Annotated in this window: 13 protein-coding genes; 9 read left to right on the forward strand and 4 right to left on the reverse strand. The window is 70.5% G+C overall.

Annotation, left to right across the window (positions count from 1 at the left end; all coding sequences use genetic code 11):
• Positions 1–30: 30 nt before the first annotated feature.
• Entirely contained in the window at positions 31–1,239 is a 1,209-nt protein-coding gene (locus AB0O15_RS08200) for a DUF349 domain-containing protein (RefSeq protein ID WP_364315654.1), read from the reverse strand.
• A 180-nt stretch (positions 1,240–1,419) separates the two neighbouring features.
• On the opposite strand from AB0O15_RS08200, the gene miaA reads away from it, so the two are divergent.
• From miaA to AB0O15_RS08215, 3 genes are read left to right on the forward strand one after another with little or no spacing between them, the layout of a single operon-like run.
• Complete coding sequence (miaA, locus tag AB0O15_RS08205; protein WP_364315657.1) at positions 1,420–2,301, forward strand: tRNA (adenosine(37)-N6)-dimethylallyltransferase MiaA; 882 nt, start codon at positions 1,420–1,422, stop codon at positions 2,299–2,301.
• An 8-nt stretch (positions 2,302–2,309) separates the two neighbouring features.
• Complete coding sequence (dapF, locus tag AB0O15_RS08210) at positions 2,310–3,113, forward strand: diaminopimelate epimerase (protein ID WP_364315660.1); 804 nt, start codon at positions 2,310–2,312, stop codon at positions 3,111–3,113.
• Positions 3,113–3,823, forward strand: a complete 711-nt coding sequence (locus AB0O15_RS08215) for a glycerophosphodiester phosphodiesterase family protein (protein ID WP_364315662.1) — start codon at positions 3,113–3,115, stop codon at positions 3,821–3,823. The genes dapF and AB0O15_RS08215 overlap by 1 nt, the downstream gene beginning before the upstream one ends.
• On the opposite strand, the gene AB0O15_RS08220 is transcribed toward AB0O15_RS08215, so the two are convergent.
• A complete protein-coding gene (locus tag AB0O15_RS08220; RefSeq protein ID WP_364315664.1) occupies positions 3,820–5,271 on the reverse strand; it encodes an NAD-dependent malic enzyme in 1,452 nt (483 codons plus the stop codon). The two genes, AB0O15_RS08215 and AB0O15_RS08220, sit on opposite strands and share 4 nt — an antisense overlap.
• Positions 5,272–5,446: 175 nt before the next feature.
• Between AB0O15_RS08220 and hflX the strand changes: the two genes are divergently transcribed.
• Positions 5,447–6,841 carry a GTPase HflX gene (gene hflX, locus AB0O15_RS08225; protein ID WP_364315666.1) on the forward strand — a complete coding sequence of 465 codons (1,395 nt, stop codon included), beginning with the start codon at positions 5,447–5,449 and terminating at the stop codon, positions 6,839–6,841.
• Between the two features lie 81 nt (positions 6,842–6,922).
• Entirely contained in the window at positions 6,923–8,884 is a 1,962-nt protein-coding gene (locus tag AB0O15_RS08230) for a hypothetical protein (protein ID WP_364315669.1), read from the forward strand.
• Between the two features lie 100 nt (positions 8,885–8,984).
• Here AB0O15_RS08230 and lexA read toward each other — a convergent pair whose 3' ends face one another.
• Positions 8,985–9,710, reverse strand: coding sequence for a transcriptional repressor LexA (gene lexA, locus AB0O15_RS08235; protein ID WP_364317130.1), 726 nt, complete (start codon positions 9,708–9,710; stop codon positions 8,985–8,987).
• Between the two features lie 305 nt (positions 9,711–10,015).
• Between lexA and AB0O15_RS08240 the strand changes: the two genes are divergently transcribed.
• From AB0O15_RS08240 to AB0O15_RS08255, 4 genes are all read left to right on the forward strand, one after another.
• Positions 10,016–10,330, forward strand: coding sequence for a LysM domain-containing protein (locus tag AB0O15_RS08240; RefSeq protein WP_364315670.1), 315 nt, complete (start codon positions 10,016–10,018; stop codon positions 10,328–10,330).
• 340 nt (positions 10,331–10,670) lie between these two features.
• A complete protein-coding gene (gene nrdR, locus AB0O15_RS08245; RefSeq protein WP_364315673.1) occupies positions 10,671–11,189 on the forward strand; it encodes a transcriptional regulator NrdR in 519 nt (172 codons plus the stop codon).
• Between the two features lie 61 nt (positions 11,190–11,250).
• A complete protein-coding gene (locus AB0O15_RS08250) occupies positions 11,251–14,148 on the forward strand; it encodes a vitamin B12-dependent ribonucleotide reductase (protein WP_364317132.1) in 2,898 nt (965 codons plus the stop codon).
• Between the two features lie 190 nt (positions 14,149–14,338).
• A complete protein-coding gene (locus tag AB0O15_RS08255) occupies positions 14,339–15,520 on the forward strand; it encodes an MFS transporter (protein ID WP_364315675.1) in 1,182 nt (393 codons plus the stop codon).
• 127 nt (positions 15,521–15,647) lie between these two features.
• Here the strand turns inward: AB0O15_RS08255 and AB0O15_RS08260 are convergent, their stop codons facing one another.
• On the reverse strand, positions 15,648–16,553 hold the full coding sequence (locus tag AB0O15_RS08260) for an alpha/beta hydrolase (RefSeq protein ID WP_364317134.1): 906 nt from the start codon (positions 16,551–16,553) through the stop codon (positions 15,648–15,650).

Genomic DNA, 16,553 nt, shown 5'->3' on the forward strand with positions numbered 1-16,553 from the left:
TGCGCGCGTACCTGAAAATGCTCTTGATCTTTACGAAGCCTGCTCGGCCAGGGCCAGGAACTGACGCTTCGAGTCGAGCGCCTGCTGGGCCTCTTTGATGCGGCGCTTGTCGCCGGCCGCCTCGGCGCGGGCGAGACGCTGCTCGGCCTCGGCGACCTGCTCGCGCATCTGTTGGAGCAGCGGGTTTTCCTGCGGGGAGGTCTTGCGCCAGGCGGAATCCATGGCCACCCGGATGCGTTCCTCGGCGGCCCGCCAGCGACGGTCGAGGCCGGCCTGCGACTCGCGCGGCACCCGACCGGCGTCGTGCCAGGAGGCCTGGGCGTCGCGAAGCTTGTTCTGGGCCTGGCGCGGGTCGGCGTCGACGTCGAGCGCCTCGATCTCGGCCAGGATCGCCTGCTTGCGCTCGAGGTTGCCCTTGAACTCGGCGTCCCGGGCCGAGAAGACCTCGCTCCGCCGGGTGAAGAAGGCGTCCTGCGCGGCGCGGAAGCGTTCCCAGAGGCGCTGCTCGGCCTCCTTGGCGGCGCGCGGCGCGGCCTTCCACTCGGTCATCAGCTCTTTGAGCCGGTTCGCGGTCGGGCCCCACTCGGACGACTCGGACAGTGTCTCGGCCTCGGTGACCAGGTCTTCCTTGGCCGTCTGGGCCTGCTTGCGCTGACCGTCGAGGGTCGCGAAGTGGGCGCCGCGGCGGCGGGTGAAGCCGTCCCGGGCGGCCGCGAACCGCTTCCACAGCTCGCCGTCGGTCTTCTTGTCGACGCCGCGGATCGTCTTCCACTCGTCGAGGATCTCCTTGAGCCGGTCGCCGGCCGTCTTCCAGCCGGTGGCGTCGGCGGCGATCTTCTCCGCCTCCTCGACCAGCGCGGTCTTGCGGGCGATGGCCTCGCCCCGGGCCGCCTCGCGCGCCACCCGGGCCTCGCCCGCCTTCTCGTCGGCGAGCGTGGAGAGCCGGTCGAGGCGGGCGGCCAGGCCGTCGATGTCACCGACGACGTGTGCCTCGTCGAGCTGCGTGCGCAGCCGCTTGACGCTGGACAACGAGTGGGCGGCGTCGGCCGCGCCGGACTTGAGCCGGGCCTCGATCAGGTCGACCTCGGTCACCAGATCGGCGAACCGGCGGGCGAAGTGGGCCAGACCCTCTTCGGGTGTGCCCGCCTGCCACGAGCCGACCACCCGGTCGCCCTCGGCGGTCTTGACGTAGACCGTGCCGTCGGCGTCGACTCGCCCGAAGGTTGTCCAGTCGTTCATCAGCCCATCCTCGTTCATCCCGGCCCGCGTGAGCCCCTTCGCTCACACCCACCGCCACAGCGCAGTCAAGAATGCCGTACATCCCTTGACATTCTTTCTCGCGCATTGTCACAGGTCCAACCCGGTTACGACCAAGTGCCCGCCGATGACCGTGACCATACGGTGTCCTACCGTTGCTCCGTGCCGAACCACCCCCATCCCCGGGTGATCGCCGTCGTCGGTCCCACCGCCGCCGGCAAGTCGGCGCTGAGCATCGGTCTGGCCCAGGCCCTCAGCGGGGAGATCGTCAATGCCGACTCGATGCAGCTGTACCGCGGGATGGACATCGGCACCGCCAAGATACCGGTCGCGGAGCGGGCCGGCGTGCCCCATCACCTGCTCGACATCTGGGACGTGACGGAACCGGCCAGCGTCGCCGAATACCAGCGGCTGGCCCGCGCGGCGGCCGACCGGATCGTCACCCCGATCCTGGTCGGCGGTTCGGGACTCTACATCCGCGCGGTGCTCGAGGACTTCGAGTTCCCGGGCACCGACCCGGCGATCCGGTCCCGCCTGGAGGCCGAATGGTCGGACGGCGCCCCGCTGTTCGAGCGGCTCCGGGCGCTCGACCCGGCCGCCGCCGCCAAGATCCTTCCGTCCAACGGGCGGCGGATCGTGCGCGCGCTCGAGGTGATCGAGCTGACCGGGCGCCCGTTCACCGCATCCCTGCCGTCGCCTACGCCGGTGTACGACTCCGTTCAGATCGGTATCGACCGGGACGATCTGGACTCCCGCGTGGACCTCCGGGTGGATCTGATGTGGGAGGCCGGGCTGGTCGACGAGGTGGCCGGGCTCGACGGGCTCCGGGACGGGCTGACCGCGAGCCGGGCGCTCGGCTACCAGCAGGCGCTGGCCCAGCTCGACGGCCGGCTCACCGCCGCCGAGGCGCGCGAGGAGACGAAGCGGGCCACCCGGCGGTTCGTCCGGCGGCAGCGGTCGTGGTTCCGTCGTGACCCACGGATCCACTGGCTGGACGGGTCGTCGGACACGTTGTTGACGGACGCCCTCGCGCTTACGCGATGATGGACGGCGTGTTGTTCACCAAGGGCCATGGCACCGGCAACGACTTCGTGATCCTGCCCGATCCGGATGGCGCCCTCGACCTCCCGGCCGACCTCGTCCGCGAGCTCTGCGACCGCCACTTCGGCCTGGGCGCCGACGGCGTGCTGCGGGTGGTCCGCAGCGCCAAGCACCCCGACGCCGCCGATCTCGCGGCCGACGCCGAGTGGTTCATGGACTACCGCAACGCCGACGGCTCGGTCGCCGAGATGTGCGGCAACGGGGTCCGGGTCTTCACCCGCTACCTGGTCGACCAGGGCTGGGCGTCGTTCCCGGTCCCGGTGGCGACGCGATCCGGGGTGGTGCGCGCGGTGGCCGAGGCGGACACGATCTCGGTGCGGATGAAACCCCCGCGGGTGTACGCGGTCAGCACGGCGACCACCGGCGGTTTCACCCTGCCCGGCGTGGCCGTCGACTGCGGCAACCCCCACCTGGTCTGCGGGCTGTCCGCCCCGCTCGACTCGCTCGACCTGACCGTGGCCCCCGACCACGACGAGACGCTGTTCCCCCACGGCGTGAACGTCGAGTTCGTGACGCCGGTCGCCGACCTCCATGTCCGGATGCGCGTCCACGAGCGCGGCTCCGGCGAGACGCTGTCCTGCGGCTCGGGCGCCCTGGCCGTCGGCGCCGTGACCCTGCGCGACGCGAAACTGTCCGCCGGCCGGGTGACCGTCGAGGTGCTCGGCGGCACGCTCACGGTGACCGCCACCGAGTCGGGGGAGTGGTGGCTCGCGGGACCGGCGGTGCTCGTGGCGACGGGAGAGGTCACGCTCTGATGCACCGGGTGGCCCACCGCGGGTACTCCGCCGTGGCACCTGAGAACACGCTGCCCGCCCTGGCCGCGGCGGTGTCCGCGGGGGCGACCCATGTCGAGTTCGACGTCCGCACGACCGCCGACGACGTGCCCGTGGTCATCCACGACCGCACCGTCGACCGCACCACGAACGGGACCGGCCACGTCTGGGACCTGACCGTCGACGAGATCCGCGCGCTGGACGCCGGGTCCTGGTTCTCGCCGGCCTTCGCGGGGTTGAAGGTGCCGCTGCTCAGCGAGGTGCTGGCGCTGCCGCTGGCCGACGCCTCGCTGCTGCTCGAGATCAAGCCGCCGACCAACGCCGACCAGGTGAAGCGGATCCTCACCATGCTGGGTGACCTGGCCGGCCGCACGATCGTGCAGAGTTTCGACCCGTCGGTGGTCCGGCTGGTGCGCGAGGTCGCTCCCGACATCCGGCGCGGGCTGCTGCGCCTGCGCTTCGAGGCCGACACGGTCGCCCTGGTCAGGGATCTCGGCGTGGTCTGCTGCAACCCGTCGGTGGCCGATGTGGTCGGCGCCCCGGAGATGGTCGCCGAACTGGCCGCCGAGGGCGTCGAGGTGATGCCGTGGACGGCCAACGACATCACCGAGTGGCGCGCGCTGGCCGCCGCCGGCGTGGCCGGTCTGATCACCGACCATGCCGGCGAACTGACCGGCTGGGCGGCCAGTTAGAACGTCTCCTCGGGGGCCTCGTCGACCTCGATCGCGGCCGCGTTGGCCGGGGGTGGCGTGCCCTTGACGACCGCGCGGATCGCGGCCGCCACCGCCGGGGTGACCCGCGGGTCGAAGACGCTCGGGACGATCACCGTCGGGTTCAGCTTGTCCTCGCCCACCACGTCGGCGATCGCGCGGGCCGCGGCCAGCGCCATCTCCTCGGTGAACTCCGAGGCGGCGGCGTCCAGCATGCCGCGGAAGACGCCCGGGAAGGCGAGCACGTTGTTGATCTGGTTGGGCTGGTCGGAGCGACCGGTGGCGACCACCGCGGCGTGCTGCCGGGCCTCCCGCGGGTCGACCTCGGGGTCGGGGTTGGCCAGCGCGAACACGATCGACTTCTCGGCCATCCGGGCGATGTCGGCGCCGGCCAGCAGGTTGGGGGCGGAGACGCCGATGAAGACGTCGGCGCCCACGATGGCGCCGGCCAGGTCACCGGAGTAGTTGTCCTTGTTGGTGTTGTCGGCCAGCCACTGCCACGTCTCGTTCAGGCCGGCCATGCCGCGGTGGAGAGCGCCCTGCCGGTCGTACGCGACGATGTCGCCCACGCCCTGACGCAGCAGCAGCTTCATGATCGCCGTGCCCGCCGCGCCCGAGCCGGACACCACCACCTTGACGTCGGCCATGTTCTTGCCGACCACCCGCAGCGCGTTGGTCAGCGCGGCCAGCACGCAGATGGCGGTGCCGTGCTGGTCGTCGTGGAACACCGGGATGTCCAGCAGCTCACGCAGCCGGGCCTCGATCTCGAAGCATCGCGGCGCCGCGATGTCCTCCAGGTTGATGCCGCCGTAGGCCGGGGCGATCGCCCGGACGATGTTGACGATCTCGTCGGTGTCCTGGGTGTCCAGCACGACCGGCCAGGCGTCCACCCCGCCGAACCGCTTGAACAGCGCCGCCTTGCCCTCCATCACCGGCATCGCCGCGGCCGGGCCGATGTTGCCCAGCCCCAGCACCGCCGACCCGTCGCTGACCACGGCGACCGTGTTGCGCTTGATGGTCAGCCGGCGCGCGTCGTCCGGGTTCTCGGCGATCGCCATGCAGACCCGCGCCACGCCCGGCGTGTAGGCCCGGCTGAGCTCGTCCCGGTTGCGCAGCGCGACCTTCGAGCTCACCTCGATCTTGCCGCCCAGGTGCAGCAGGAAGGTGCGGTCGGAGACCTTGCGGACGTCGACGCCGTCCAGCTCCTCCAGCGTCTTGACGACCTGGTCGGCGTGGCCGGAGTCGGCGGTGTCGCAGGTGAGGTCGACGAGCACGCGTGAGGAGTCCGAGTCCACCACGTCGAGGGCCGTCACGATGGCGCCGGCCTCGCCGACACAGGTGGTGAGGCGACCGATGGACGACGCGTCGGCCGTCACGGCGATCCGGATCGTGATCGAGAATCCTGCGCTGGGCAGGCGGGTGGTCACCACGGTGGTCCCTCCGTCGTTGGCGGGTGAGTCACCGCATTCTTGCGCGTCCGGAATAGGAACTTCCAATTCGGTGGTTACAGATGCGTCAGGCACTGTCATTACAACTTCCGGACCGGTTATGTGGATGCGCTCGGTGCGCGGGTCTGCCACGATCGGTGCCGAGGAGGTCACACTTTTGCAGACTCAATTCTCTGAACCCGACGTCACCACCGGTGATCTTGAACTCGAGGAGCGCCACTCGCTACGGCGGGTCGCCGGCCTCTCCACCGAGCTCACCGATGTCACCGAGGTCGAGTACCGGCAGCTCCGGCTGGAACGGGTCGTCCTGGCCGGCGTGTGGACCGAGGGCGGCGTCACCGACGCGGAGAATTCGCTGGCCGAGCTCGCCCTCCTCGCCGAGACCGCCGGGTCCGAGGTCCTCGAGGGCCTGATCCAGCGCCGCAGCCGGCCCGACCCGGCCACGTTCATCGGCCGCGGCAAGGTCGACGAGCTGCGCGACGTGGTGCTCTCCACCGGCGCCGACACGATCATCTGCGACGGCGAGCTGTCCCCGTCCCAGCTCCGCAACCTGGAGCAGCAGATCAAGGTCAAGGTCGTCGACCGTACGGCGCTGATCCTCGACATCTTCGCCCAGCACGCGAAGAGCAAAGAGGGCAAGGCCCAGGTCGAGCTGGCCCAGCTGCAATACCTGCTGCCGCGACTCCGTGGCTGGGGCGAGACGCTCTCCCGGCAGAGCGGCGGTCGTGCCGGTGGCGCGGGCGGCGGCGTCGGCCTGCGCGGTCCCGGTGAGACCAAGCTCGAGACCGACCGCCGCCGGATCAACACCCGCATCGCCAAACTGCGTCGAGAGATCAAGGCGATGCGTACGGTGCGGCAGACCAAGCGTGCCCGCCGGTCGCGCAACGGCGTGCCCGCCGTGGCCATCGCCGGCTACACCAACGCCGGCAAGTCCAGCCTGCTCAACCGGCTGACCCAGGCCGGCGTGCTGGTGGAGGACGCGCTGTTCGCCACGCTCGACCCGACCACCCGCCGGGCCGCCGCCGAGGACGGCCGGGTCTACACGCTCTCCGACACCGTCGGCTTCGTCCGGCACCTTCCGCACCACATCGTCGAGGCGTTCCGCTCGACGCTGGAAGAGGTGGCCTTCGCCGACGTCGTCCTGCACGTGGTGGACGGCTCGCACGCCGACCCCGAGGGTCAGGTGAGCGCGGTCCGTGAGGTGCTGGCCGAGGTGGGCGCCGACAAGCTGCCCGAGCTGCTGGTCATCAACAAGGTCGACGCGGCCGACGAAGAGACCCTGCTGCGCCTCAAGCGCACCTGGCCCGACGCCGTCCTCGTGTCGGCCAGGTCCGGCCGGGGCATCGACGAGCTGCGGCAGGCGATCGAGGCGAACCTGCCCAAGCCCGCGCTCGAGCTCACCGTTCTGGTGCCGTACGACCGGGGCGACCTGATCGCCAAGATTCACCGCACCGGCCAGGTCCTCACCACCCGCCACACCGAGGACGGCACCGAGATGCGGGTCCGCGTCGACGAGCGACTCGGCGCTGAACTGTCCGCATTCGCGTCGTGATCGATGGGACTGATCGGACGCCTGAGCTGTGGTGATCCACGCGTAACAACAGCACGGGACGCCGCATGCGACACTGATCGGATGCGGCGTCTCGTGGTGTCGGTTCTCTGTGCCTCCGGGCTCGTGCTGACCGGCGCCGGCACCGCCTTCGCGGAGGAGGCCCCCGGGGGCACCGCGCAGGCTCAGGCCGGCAAGAAGGTGTGCAAGATCACCGATGAAAAGCTTCCCGGCCTGTCGGGTCTCGTGGCGACCGACGACGGGTTCGTCGTCATCAACGACAGCAACCCGCAGAACAGCCGCAAGCGTGTTTTCTTCCTCGACGCCAAGTGCAAGGTGAAGGACTCCGTCGCCTACAGCGGCCAGGGTCCGCTGGACACCGAGGACATGGTCCTCTCGCCGGACGGCAAGACGCTCTGGATCGCCGACATCGGCGACAACGACAGCAAGCGCCCCACCGTCGCCCTCTGGTCGATGCCGCTCACCGGCAAACAACAGCCGAAGATCCACCGGCTGAAGTACCCCGACGGCGGGCACGACGCCGAGGCGCTGCTGATCAACGGCGACGGCACCCCGATCATCGTCACCAAGGTGGTCGGGGTCGGCAAGGCCGCGGGCGTCTACACGCCGGCCGCCAAGCTCAAGACGAACAACTCGGCCGAGGACGCCGTCCCGCTCAAACGCGTGGGCGAGGTCGCGGTTCCGGCCAGCGAGACCCCGGCCAACCAGATCGCCTCGCTCGGCAGCCGCTCGATCGACGGCGGCGCGGTGGCGCTGAACGCGACCAAGGTGGCGCTGCGGACGTACACCGACGCCCTGGAATGGGATGTCACCGGCGGCGACGTGCTGGCCGCGCTCAAGGGCAAGCCACGGGTGACCCCGCTGCCCAACGAGCCGTTCGGCGAGGCGATCAGTTTCAGCCCCGACGGCAAGTACTTCTACACGGTCTCCGACATGGAGAACACGCCTGAGCAGGGTGCGGCCAACTACATCCTCCGCTACACCCCGTCCACGGCCGGGGCGCCGGTCGTGAAGAGCGCCGCGGGCTCCGAGACCGAGAAGAAGACCGGCCCGTCCTGGTTCCAGAGCCTCGACCTGAACGACATCACCTACCTGGTCGCCGGCGTCGGCGTCCTTGGCCTGATCCTGGTCGGTGTCGGCATCTTCGGCATCCGCCGGCACCGCAAGAACGCCCCGGCCGAACCGGTCGCCCTGAAGAAGTCCGACCCGGACGACGGCCCCAAGCCGTCCGACGCGGCCACCGAGTTGCTGGCGGTCGGCGGCGCGCCGTCCGGCCCCGGCGTCTACGGAGCCGGTGGCGCCGCCCGTGGTGGTGGCGCTCCCGCCGGTCCGGGCGTCTACAGCGGCAAGCCCGCGGCCGGTGGCCCGGGTGTCTACGGCGGCGGTCGTCCGCCGGCCGGCGCCGGGGCGGGTCGTCCGCCCGCCGGTGCCGGCGCCGGTGGCCGGCCCGCGGCGGGTCCTCGTCCGCCGGGTGGCGGGCGTCCGCCGGTGGTCAACGGCCGGCCGGGTGCCGGACGCCCGCCGGTGAGCGGCGCGCCCGGTGCTGGTGGTCGTCCTCCGGTCAGTGGTGCTCCCAGTGGTGGTGGTCGCCCTCCGGTCAGTGGCGCGCCGGCCGGCGGCGGTCGTCCGCCGCAGGGCGGTGGCCGCCCACCGCAAGGTGGCCGTCCGGCCCAGGGTGGTGGCCGTCCTCCGCAGGGTGGCCAGCCGAGGCCGCCGCAAGGTGGTCAGCCCCGTCCGGCTCAGGGTGGTCAGCCCCGTCCGGCTCAGGGTGGTCAGCCCCGTCCGGCTCAGGGTGGTCAGCCCCGGCCGCCTCAGGGTGGTCAGCCTCGCCCGGCTCAGGGTGGTCAGCCCCGGCCGCCTCAGGGTGGCCAGCCGAAACCGCCCCAGGGCGGCCAGCCCAGGCCCCCGCAGGGTGCGGCTGGTCGTCCCGGCGGTGGTGTCTACGGCGCTCCGCCGCCCGCCGGTGGTGGTCGTTCCCGTGACCTGGACGACGATCAGAACTACGGCCGCACGTACGGCCGCTGACCCCTACCGAAAGCCCGAACGGTCGGCTTCCCCGCGAGGGAAGCCGACCGTTTGATTGTCGCCCCCCGCAAGCGGGCGCCGTCGGACCACGGGTCCGGTCTCAGACCCGGCGCAGCACCGCCACCACACGGCCCATGATCGTCGCGTCGTCACCGGGGATCGGGTCGAACGCCTGGTTCGCCGGCATCAGCCAGACATGCCCGTCCCGCTGCCGGTAGGACTTGACCGTCGCCTCGCCCTCGATCATCGCGGCCACGATGTCGCCCGACGTCGCGGTCGGCTGCTGGCGGACCACCACCCAGTCGCCGTTGCAGATCGCCGCGTCGATCATCGAGTCGCCCTTGACCTCGAGCATGAACACGTCGCCCTCGCCGACCAGCTCGCGCGGCAGCGGGAAGAAGTCTTCGACCGCCTGCTCGGCCAGGATCGGCCCACCGGCGGCGATCCGCCCGACCAGCGGCACGTACGCCGGTGTCGGCCGGGCCTGGCGCAGCGTCTCGTCGTCGACCATCTCGCTGGGCGAGCGCACGTCGACCGCGCGCGGCCGGTTGGGGTCGCGGCGCAGGAAGCCCTTGGTCTCGAGCGCCTTCAACTGGTAGGCCACGCTGGACGGCGAGACCAGCCCGACCGCCTCGCCGATCTCACGCACGCTCGGCGGGTAGCCGTACCGCTCCACCCAGTCGCGGATGAACTCGAGGATCCGCCGTTGCCGCGCGGTCAGGTCGGCGGTCACCACCTCGGGGAACTGGCTGACCGACGCCGGTGTCACCGCCCGCAGCTGGGGCGCCTCGGCGCTGCGCGAACGGGCCGGCGACCGCCGCCGCATGCCGCCCGCGGGATTCTGCTGGTGCTGCCGGCTCGTTCGGTCGTCGGTCGACACGCCTGCCCTCCCAAATTCGTTGGCCATGTCTGTGGCCCAGTGCCGTTCCGGCGGCACGCGCTGCTTCACCGGGTCATCCGAAAACGACCCCTTCTGAGGAAAGACCTTATGTTCGCGGTACGACAGTTTCAAACATCTGTACGACTTTCCTGTCGGCGTGTCGCCCGGAAGTGCTCGACTTCCGTACACGTGTTCTGATAAACCGTCGTACGGGCGTTCGATAGAACAGCCGTACGAGGAAGGTGAAACCCATGGTCACGACCTCTTACCCCCGGCCGCCGCTCCGTCTGACGCGGCGCGGACGCGCCGTGGTCCTGGCTTTCTTCGTCGGGACGTCCACGATCGCGAGCGCGTTCCTGTTGTCGACCGCCTCGCGTGCCGATCAGCCCGCGCAGGGGCCGGCGGCGACCGTCATCGTCCAGCCGCACGACACCCTCTGGTCGATCGCGACCCGCACCGCGCCGCGCCGTGACCCCTACGCCGCCGTGGCCGACCTCAAGAAAATCAACCACATCGATGGGTACGTCGTGCACCCGGGCCAGACCCTCCAGCTTCCGAGGGACTAGTCCGCGGGCGTCGCGAACGTGACGACGACCACCCGTCCGGGTCGCACCGGCGGAAACACGACATTCCAAGGACGGCAAATCGGGCGCGGCCGACGCGCCAAGTGATCTCCTGTATACGGCTCGTGGTTGCACGAAATTCCCGGCGCGCCGACCCGCCGTCTGGCTTGCGTCGCGGTCGGCATCGGCCTAACTTTGACCCCAACATCTAGTAGTTACATGGCTGTAAGTCATCCACAGGTTGGGGTCACAGTCCCCAAGTTCTCCACACGTTATCCACAGCGCCGCGCTCTCGTGGGGCTTATTTGGCGTGTCCGGGGAGCCAGGAGAGGAATGGTTTCCGGTGCGCTGTCCGTATTGCCGCCACGCTGATTCGCGCGTGGTCGACTCGCGTGAGGCCGACGACGGCAAACTGATCCGTCGCCGTCGCTCGTGCACCGAGTGTGGCAAGCGGTTCACCACGGTCGAGGAGGCGGTTCTCGCGGTGGTCAAGCGCAACGGGGTGACCGAGCCGTTCTCACGCACCAAGATCATGAGCGGCGTCCGCAAGGCGTGTCAGGGCCGGCCGGTGGATGAAGACTCGATCGCGCTGCTGGCGCAGAAGGTCGAGGAGTCGGTCCGGGCGAAGGGCGCGGCGGAGATACCGAGTCACGACGTGGGACTCGCGATCCTCGGGCCGCTGCGCGAGCTCGACCAGGTGGCCTACCTCCGGTTCGCCAGCGTCTACAAGTCGTTCGACTCGCTGGACGAATTCGAGAAGGAGATCGCCGAGCTGCGCTCGGCGGCGACCGGCCGGGATTCGGCGGCCCGACACACCGTGACCCATACCCGGGCGGGCCGGCCGCCCAAGATCAATCAGTAGGGGACTGCCACAGCGACGGGCAGCGTTCAATCAGTAGTGGCACCAAATGAGGGGGAGCACCATGGCCGGGGACGGCATTACAGCAGGTCGGCAGCGCAGCCGCAGCAACGGCTCCAGCGCGCCCGCGGGGGGTCTGCGCGTTGAGCGGGTGTGGACGACCGAGGGCGTCCACCCGTACGACGAGGTGGAGTGGGAGCGCCGCGACGTCGTCATGACGAACTGGCGGGACGGCTCGATCAACTTCGAGCAGCGTGGCGTGGAGTTCCCGGTTTCGTGGAGCGTGAACGCGGCGAACATCGTGACCACCAAGTACTTCCGCGGAGCGGTCGGCACCGACCAGCGCGAGTGGTCGCTCAAGCAGCTCATCGACCGCGTGGTGCAGACGTACCGCAAGGCGGGGGAGAAGTTCGGCTACTTCACCACCAAGGACGACGCCGAGCTGTTCGACCACGAGCTGACCTGGATGCTGCTGCACCAGGTGTTCAGCTTCAACTCGCCGGTCTGGTTCAACGTCGGCACGGCGTCGCCACAGCAGGTCAGCGCCTGTTTCATCCTGTCGGTCGACGACTCGATGGACTCGATCCTGGACTGGTACAAGGAGGAGGGGCTGATCTTCAAGGGCGGCTCCGGCTCCGGGGTCAACCTGTCCCGCATCCGCTCCAGCCGCGAGCTGCTCTCGTCCGGCGGCACGGCCAGCGGCCCGGTCAGCTTCATGCGCGGCGCCGACGCCAGCGCGGGCACGATCAAGTCCGGTGGCGCCACCCGGCGCGCGGCCAAGATGGTCATCCTCGACGTCGACCACCCCGACATCGAGGAGTTCGTCTACACCAAGGCGCGCGAAGAGAACAAGATCCGCGCCCTGCGTGACGCCGGCTTCGACATGGACCTCGGCGGCTCCGACATCGTCTCGGTGCAGTACCAGAACGCCAACAACTCGGTGCGGGTCAGCGACGAGTTCATGCGCGCGGTGGAAGAGGGCACGACCTTCGACCTGCGCGGCCGGCTGCACGGCGAGGTCATCGACTCGATCGACGCCAAGAAGCTGTTCCGCGACATCGCCCAGGCCGCGTGGGAGTGCGCCGACCCGGGCCTGCAGTACGACGACACCATCAACGACTGGCACACCAACCCCGAGACCGGCCGGATCACCGCGTCCAACCCCTGCTCGGAGTACATGTCGCTGGACGACTCGTCCTGCAACCTGGCCTCGCTCAACCTGATGAAGTTCCTCAAGGCCGACGGCGGCTTCGAGGTGCAGAAGTTCGTCAAGAGCGTCGAGTTCATCATCACCGCGATGGACATCTCGATCTGCTTCGCCGACTTCCCGACCCCGCGGATCGGCGAGACCACGCGGGCCTACCGCCAGCTCGGCATCGGGTACGCCAACCTGGGCGCCCTGCTGATGGCGACCGGGCACCCGTACGACTCCGAGTCGGGCCGCGGCGTCGCCGGGGCGATCACCTCGCTGATGACCGGCACGGCGTACCGCCGCTCGGCCGAGATGGCCGGCGTGGTCGGCGCGTACGAGGGCTATGCCCGCAACGCCGAGGCCCACCAGCGCGTCATGCGCAAGCACGCCGCCGCCAACGACGGCATCCGCCCGCAGGGCGTCGTCGCCACCGAGATCGTCCGCGAGGCCACCAAGCAGTGGCAGGACGGCAACAAGCTCGGCGCGAAGAACGGCTGGCGCAACGCGCAGGCCTCGGTGCTGGCCCCGACCGGCACCATCGGCCTGATGATGGACTGCGACACCACCGGCATCGAGCCCGACCTGGCCCTGGTGAAGTTCAAGAAGCTGGTCGGCGGCGGCTCGATGCAGATCGTCAACCAGACGGTCCCGCGGGCGCTGCGCAGCCTGGGCTACCCCGAGGAGCAGGTCGAGGCGATCGTCGAGCACATCGCCGACCACGGCCACGTGGTGGACGCGCCGGGCCTCAAGCCCGAGCACTACAGCGTCTTCGACTGCGCCATGGGCGAGCGGTCGATCGCGCCGATGGGCCATGTCCGGATGATGGCGGCGGCCCAGCCGTTCCTGTCCGGCGCCATCTCCAAGACGGTCAACATGCCCGAGTCGGCGACCATCGAGGAGATCGAGGAGATCCACTTCCAGGGCTGGAAGCTGGGCCTCAAGGCGCTGGCCATCTACCGCGACAACTGCAAGGTGGGCCAGCCGCTCTCGGTGGCCAAGCCGGCCAAGGGCACGACCGAGGAGGCGCCGGCCGCGCAGGCCGAGAAGGCCGTCGAGAAGGTCATCGAGTACCGCCCGGTCCGCAAGCGGCTGCCGAAGAAGCGCCCCTCCGAGACGGTGTCCTTCTCGGTCGGCGGCGCCGAGGGTTACCTGACCGCGTCGTCCTACCCCGACGACGGCCTCGGCGAGGTCTTCCTCAAGATGTCGAAGCAGGGCTCCACCCTGGCCGGCGTGATGGACGCCTTCTCGGTGGCCATCTCGATCGGCCTGCAGTACGGCGTGCCGCTGGAGACCTTCGTCAGCAAGTTCACCAACATGCGCTTCGAGCCGGCCGGCATGACCGACGACCCGGACATCCGCATGGCGGCGTCGGTGATGGACTACATCTTCCGTCGCCTGGCGCTCGACTTCCTGCCCTACGACACCCGCGCCGAGCTGGGCATCTTCACCGCCAAGGAGCGGGCCGCCCAGATCCAGGCCGAGATGGCGGCCGAGGCGGCGGCGGCCGACCTGACCGCGACGTCGATGGCGGAGTCCGCTCCGGTCTCGGCCCCGGTCGGCGCCGTGGCCGCTCCGCTCGCCGAGGTGCCCAAGGTGGAGGCTCCGAAGACGGAGGCGCCGAAGGTGGCGCACTCGTCGACCGAGCTGCTCGAGGCGGTGACCGGCCACGCCTCGGACGCGCCGCTCTGCTTCACCTGCGGCACGAAGATGCGCCCCGCCGGTAGCTGCTACGTCTGCGAGGGCTGCGGCTCGACCTCCGGCTGCAGCTGACCTCAGGGTTGGCTGAGAAGGCCTCCTACCCGGCAACGGGTGGGAGGCCTTTGCCGTTTGTCGCATGACCGATAGGGCCGGCCCGACCCGACCGGGCTGGTCGCGGCGGTCCGGTCAACCCTCCGGGTCAGTGATGCATCACGCATCAAGCGGCGCCCGGCTGATCTACTTTAACGGTTAAGTTGAGATGGTGACCGCCACGCTCGAACCTGTCCGGCTCAACGCCGCCAAGATCGCCGTCGGCGTCACCTTCGCGGTCAACGGCCTCGCCTACGCCGGCTGGCTCGCGCGCGCCCCCGCCGTCCGGGACGACCTCGGGCTGACCGCGGCCGGCTTCGGGCTCCTCCTGCTCTGCATGTCCGGCGCCGCGATCGCCGCGATCCCGCTGGCCGGCCCGCTCGTGCAGCGTCTCGGCCCGGCCCGGGCGGTGCTGCTCGGCAGCATGTCGGTGGTGCTCGGGCTGATCGCCCTGGCCGCCGGCACGGCCACCGGCACCATCTGGCTGGCCGGCCTCGGGCTGGTCCTGGCCGGCATGGGCAACAGCACCTGGGACGTCTCCATGAACGTCGAGGGCGCCGATGTCGAACGCCGCCTCGGCCGCACCATCCTGCCGCGCTTCCACGCCGGCTTCAGCCTGGGCACAGTGCTCGGCGCCGGGGTGAGCGCCCTGCTGGCCGCGGTCGGCGTGCCGGTGTCCGTGCAGCTCACGCTGACCGCGGTGCTCGCCGCCGCCGTGATGGCGTTGGCGGTGCGCCGCTTCACACCGTGGTCGCCGCTGCCCGCGGGCGAGAAGCCGGCGATGAGCGTACGCGAAGCCTGGCGCGAACCGCGCACCATCATGATCGGCTTGATCCTGCTGGGTTTCGGCTTCACCGAGGGCGTGGCCAACGACTGGCTGGCGATCGCGCTGGTCGACGCCTACCACGCCAGCGAGACCATCGGCGCCGTAGGCTTCGGCGCCTTCGTCACCGCCATGACGGTGTCCCGCCTGTTCGGCGGCGTGGCCATCGAGCGCTGGGGCCGCGTCCGGACCCTGCGCGGCACGGTGGTCCTGGGCGTCGCCGGCGTGCTGCTGGTGGTCACGAACATCGGCGTGCCGGTCGCCCTGGTCGGCGCCCTGCTGTGGGGCGCGGGCGCGTCCCTCGGCTTCCCGGTCGGCATGAGCGCCGCCGCCGACGATCCCGTCCGGGCCGCGCTGAGATTGTCGGTCGCGGGCTCCATCGGGTACGGCGCCTTCCTGGCCGGCCCGCCCCTGATCGGCCTGGTCGCCGAGGATCTCGGCGTCCTCCAGGCCATCCTCTGCGTCTTCGTCGCCCTGGGCATCGGCCTGTTCGCCAGCCGGGCCGCAAAGCCGTTGGCTGAGATCCGCTGACCCGGTTTTTTCAAGATCGCGCGCGGCCCCGCCGCCTCCCCCACCCCTGTTGGGTGGGCAGGAATGTAGCGCGCCGGTATGACAGTCTCGCGAACTGTCCACAGCTCGTGGCGCTGGGCCGGCGACGCTAGGCCGCGGCCAGGAAGTCCGAGATCAGCCCGGCCAGCAGGTCGGGCTGCTCGATGACCATCGCGTGCGAGGCGCCGGCCAGCTGCACGTACCGCACCCCACTGTCCTCGGCCTGCTCCCGCACGAAGCGGCGGTGCGCCTCGTACAGCTCCGCAAACCCCTCCTGCTCCGGCAGGTCGCGCGTCGGCAGCACCACCAGCTCTGGGCACCGCGTGGCGCGATAGACCGGACCAAGATCAAGATCCTCCATCAGCGTACGCAGTGACGACGCCGTCTCGGCCGAAGGCCGGATCGACGTCTCCCCGTTCGCCTGGACCAGGTTCCGCCGGAACCCCTCGATCCACACCTTCTCGTTGGCCCCCATGGCATGGGCCGCCGCCTTCTGCCGCTCGACCAGCTCGGGCAACTGCTCGGCCGGGACGGTCTGGCCCATCTCGGCGCCCATCCGGTCGAAGATCGCCCGCAGCTCGGCCAGCTCGGCCGCCGCCTTCTTGAGATCCATCCCGGGCAGATGTTCGGTCCGGGTCGGGGGCGGGTTGCCGTCGAGGCTGACCACCCCGGGCGTCTCCGGATGCCGCTCGCCCCACAGCGCCGCGATCATCCCGCCCAGCGAATGTCCGACCACCGCCGGCCGCGCCAGCTCGAGCTGCACCACCACGGCCGCCACGTCGGCGAGCGCCGCGTCCCAGCTCCACGGCCCGTCGCCGGACCGGCCGTGGCCACGCAGATCCATCGTGATCACCCGATGGCGCGGCCGGAGCGCCCGCGCCAGCGTCGTCATGTGGGCCAGGTTCGCGCCGGCGCCGTGCAGCAACACCAGCGGCGGCGCCGAACCGCCGAAGTCGCGCACCGCGATCGGAAGGTCCCCGGCATCAACCAGTCGGTCATTGATCACGCCGTCCAT

The sequence above is a fragment of the Actinoplanes sp. NPDC089786 genome, assembly GCF_040684855.1.
Lineage (GTDB): Bacteria > Actinomycetota > Actinomycetes > Mycobacteriales > Micromonosporaceae > Actinoplanes.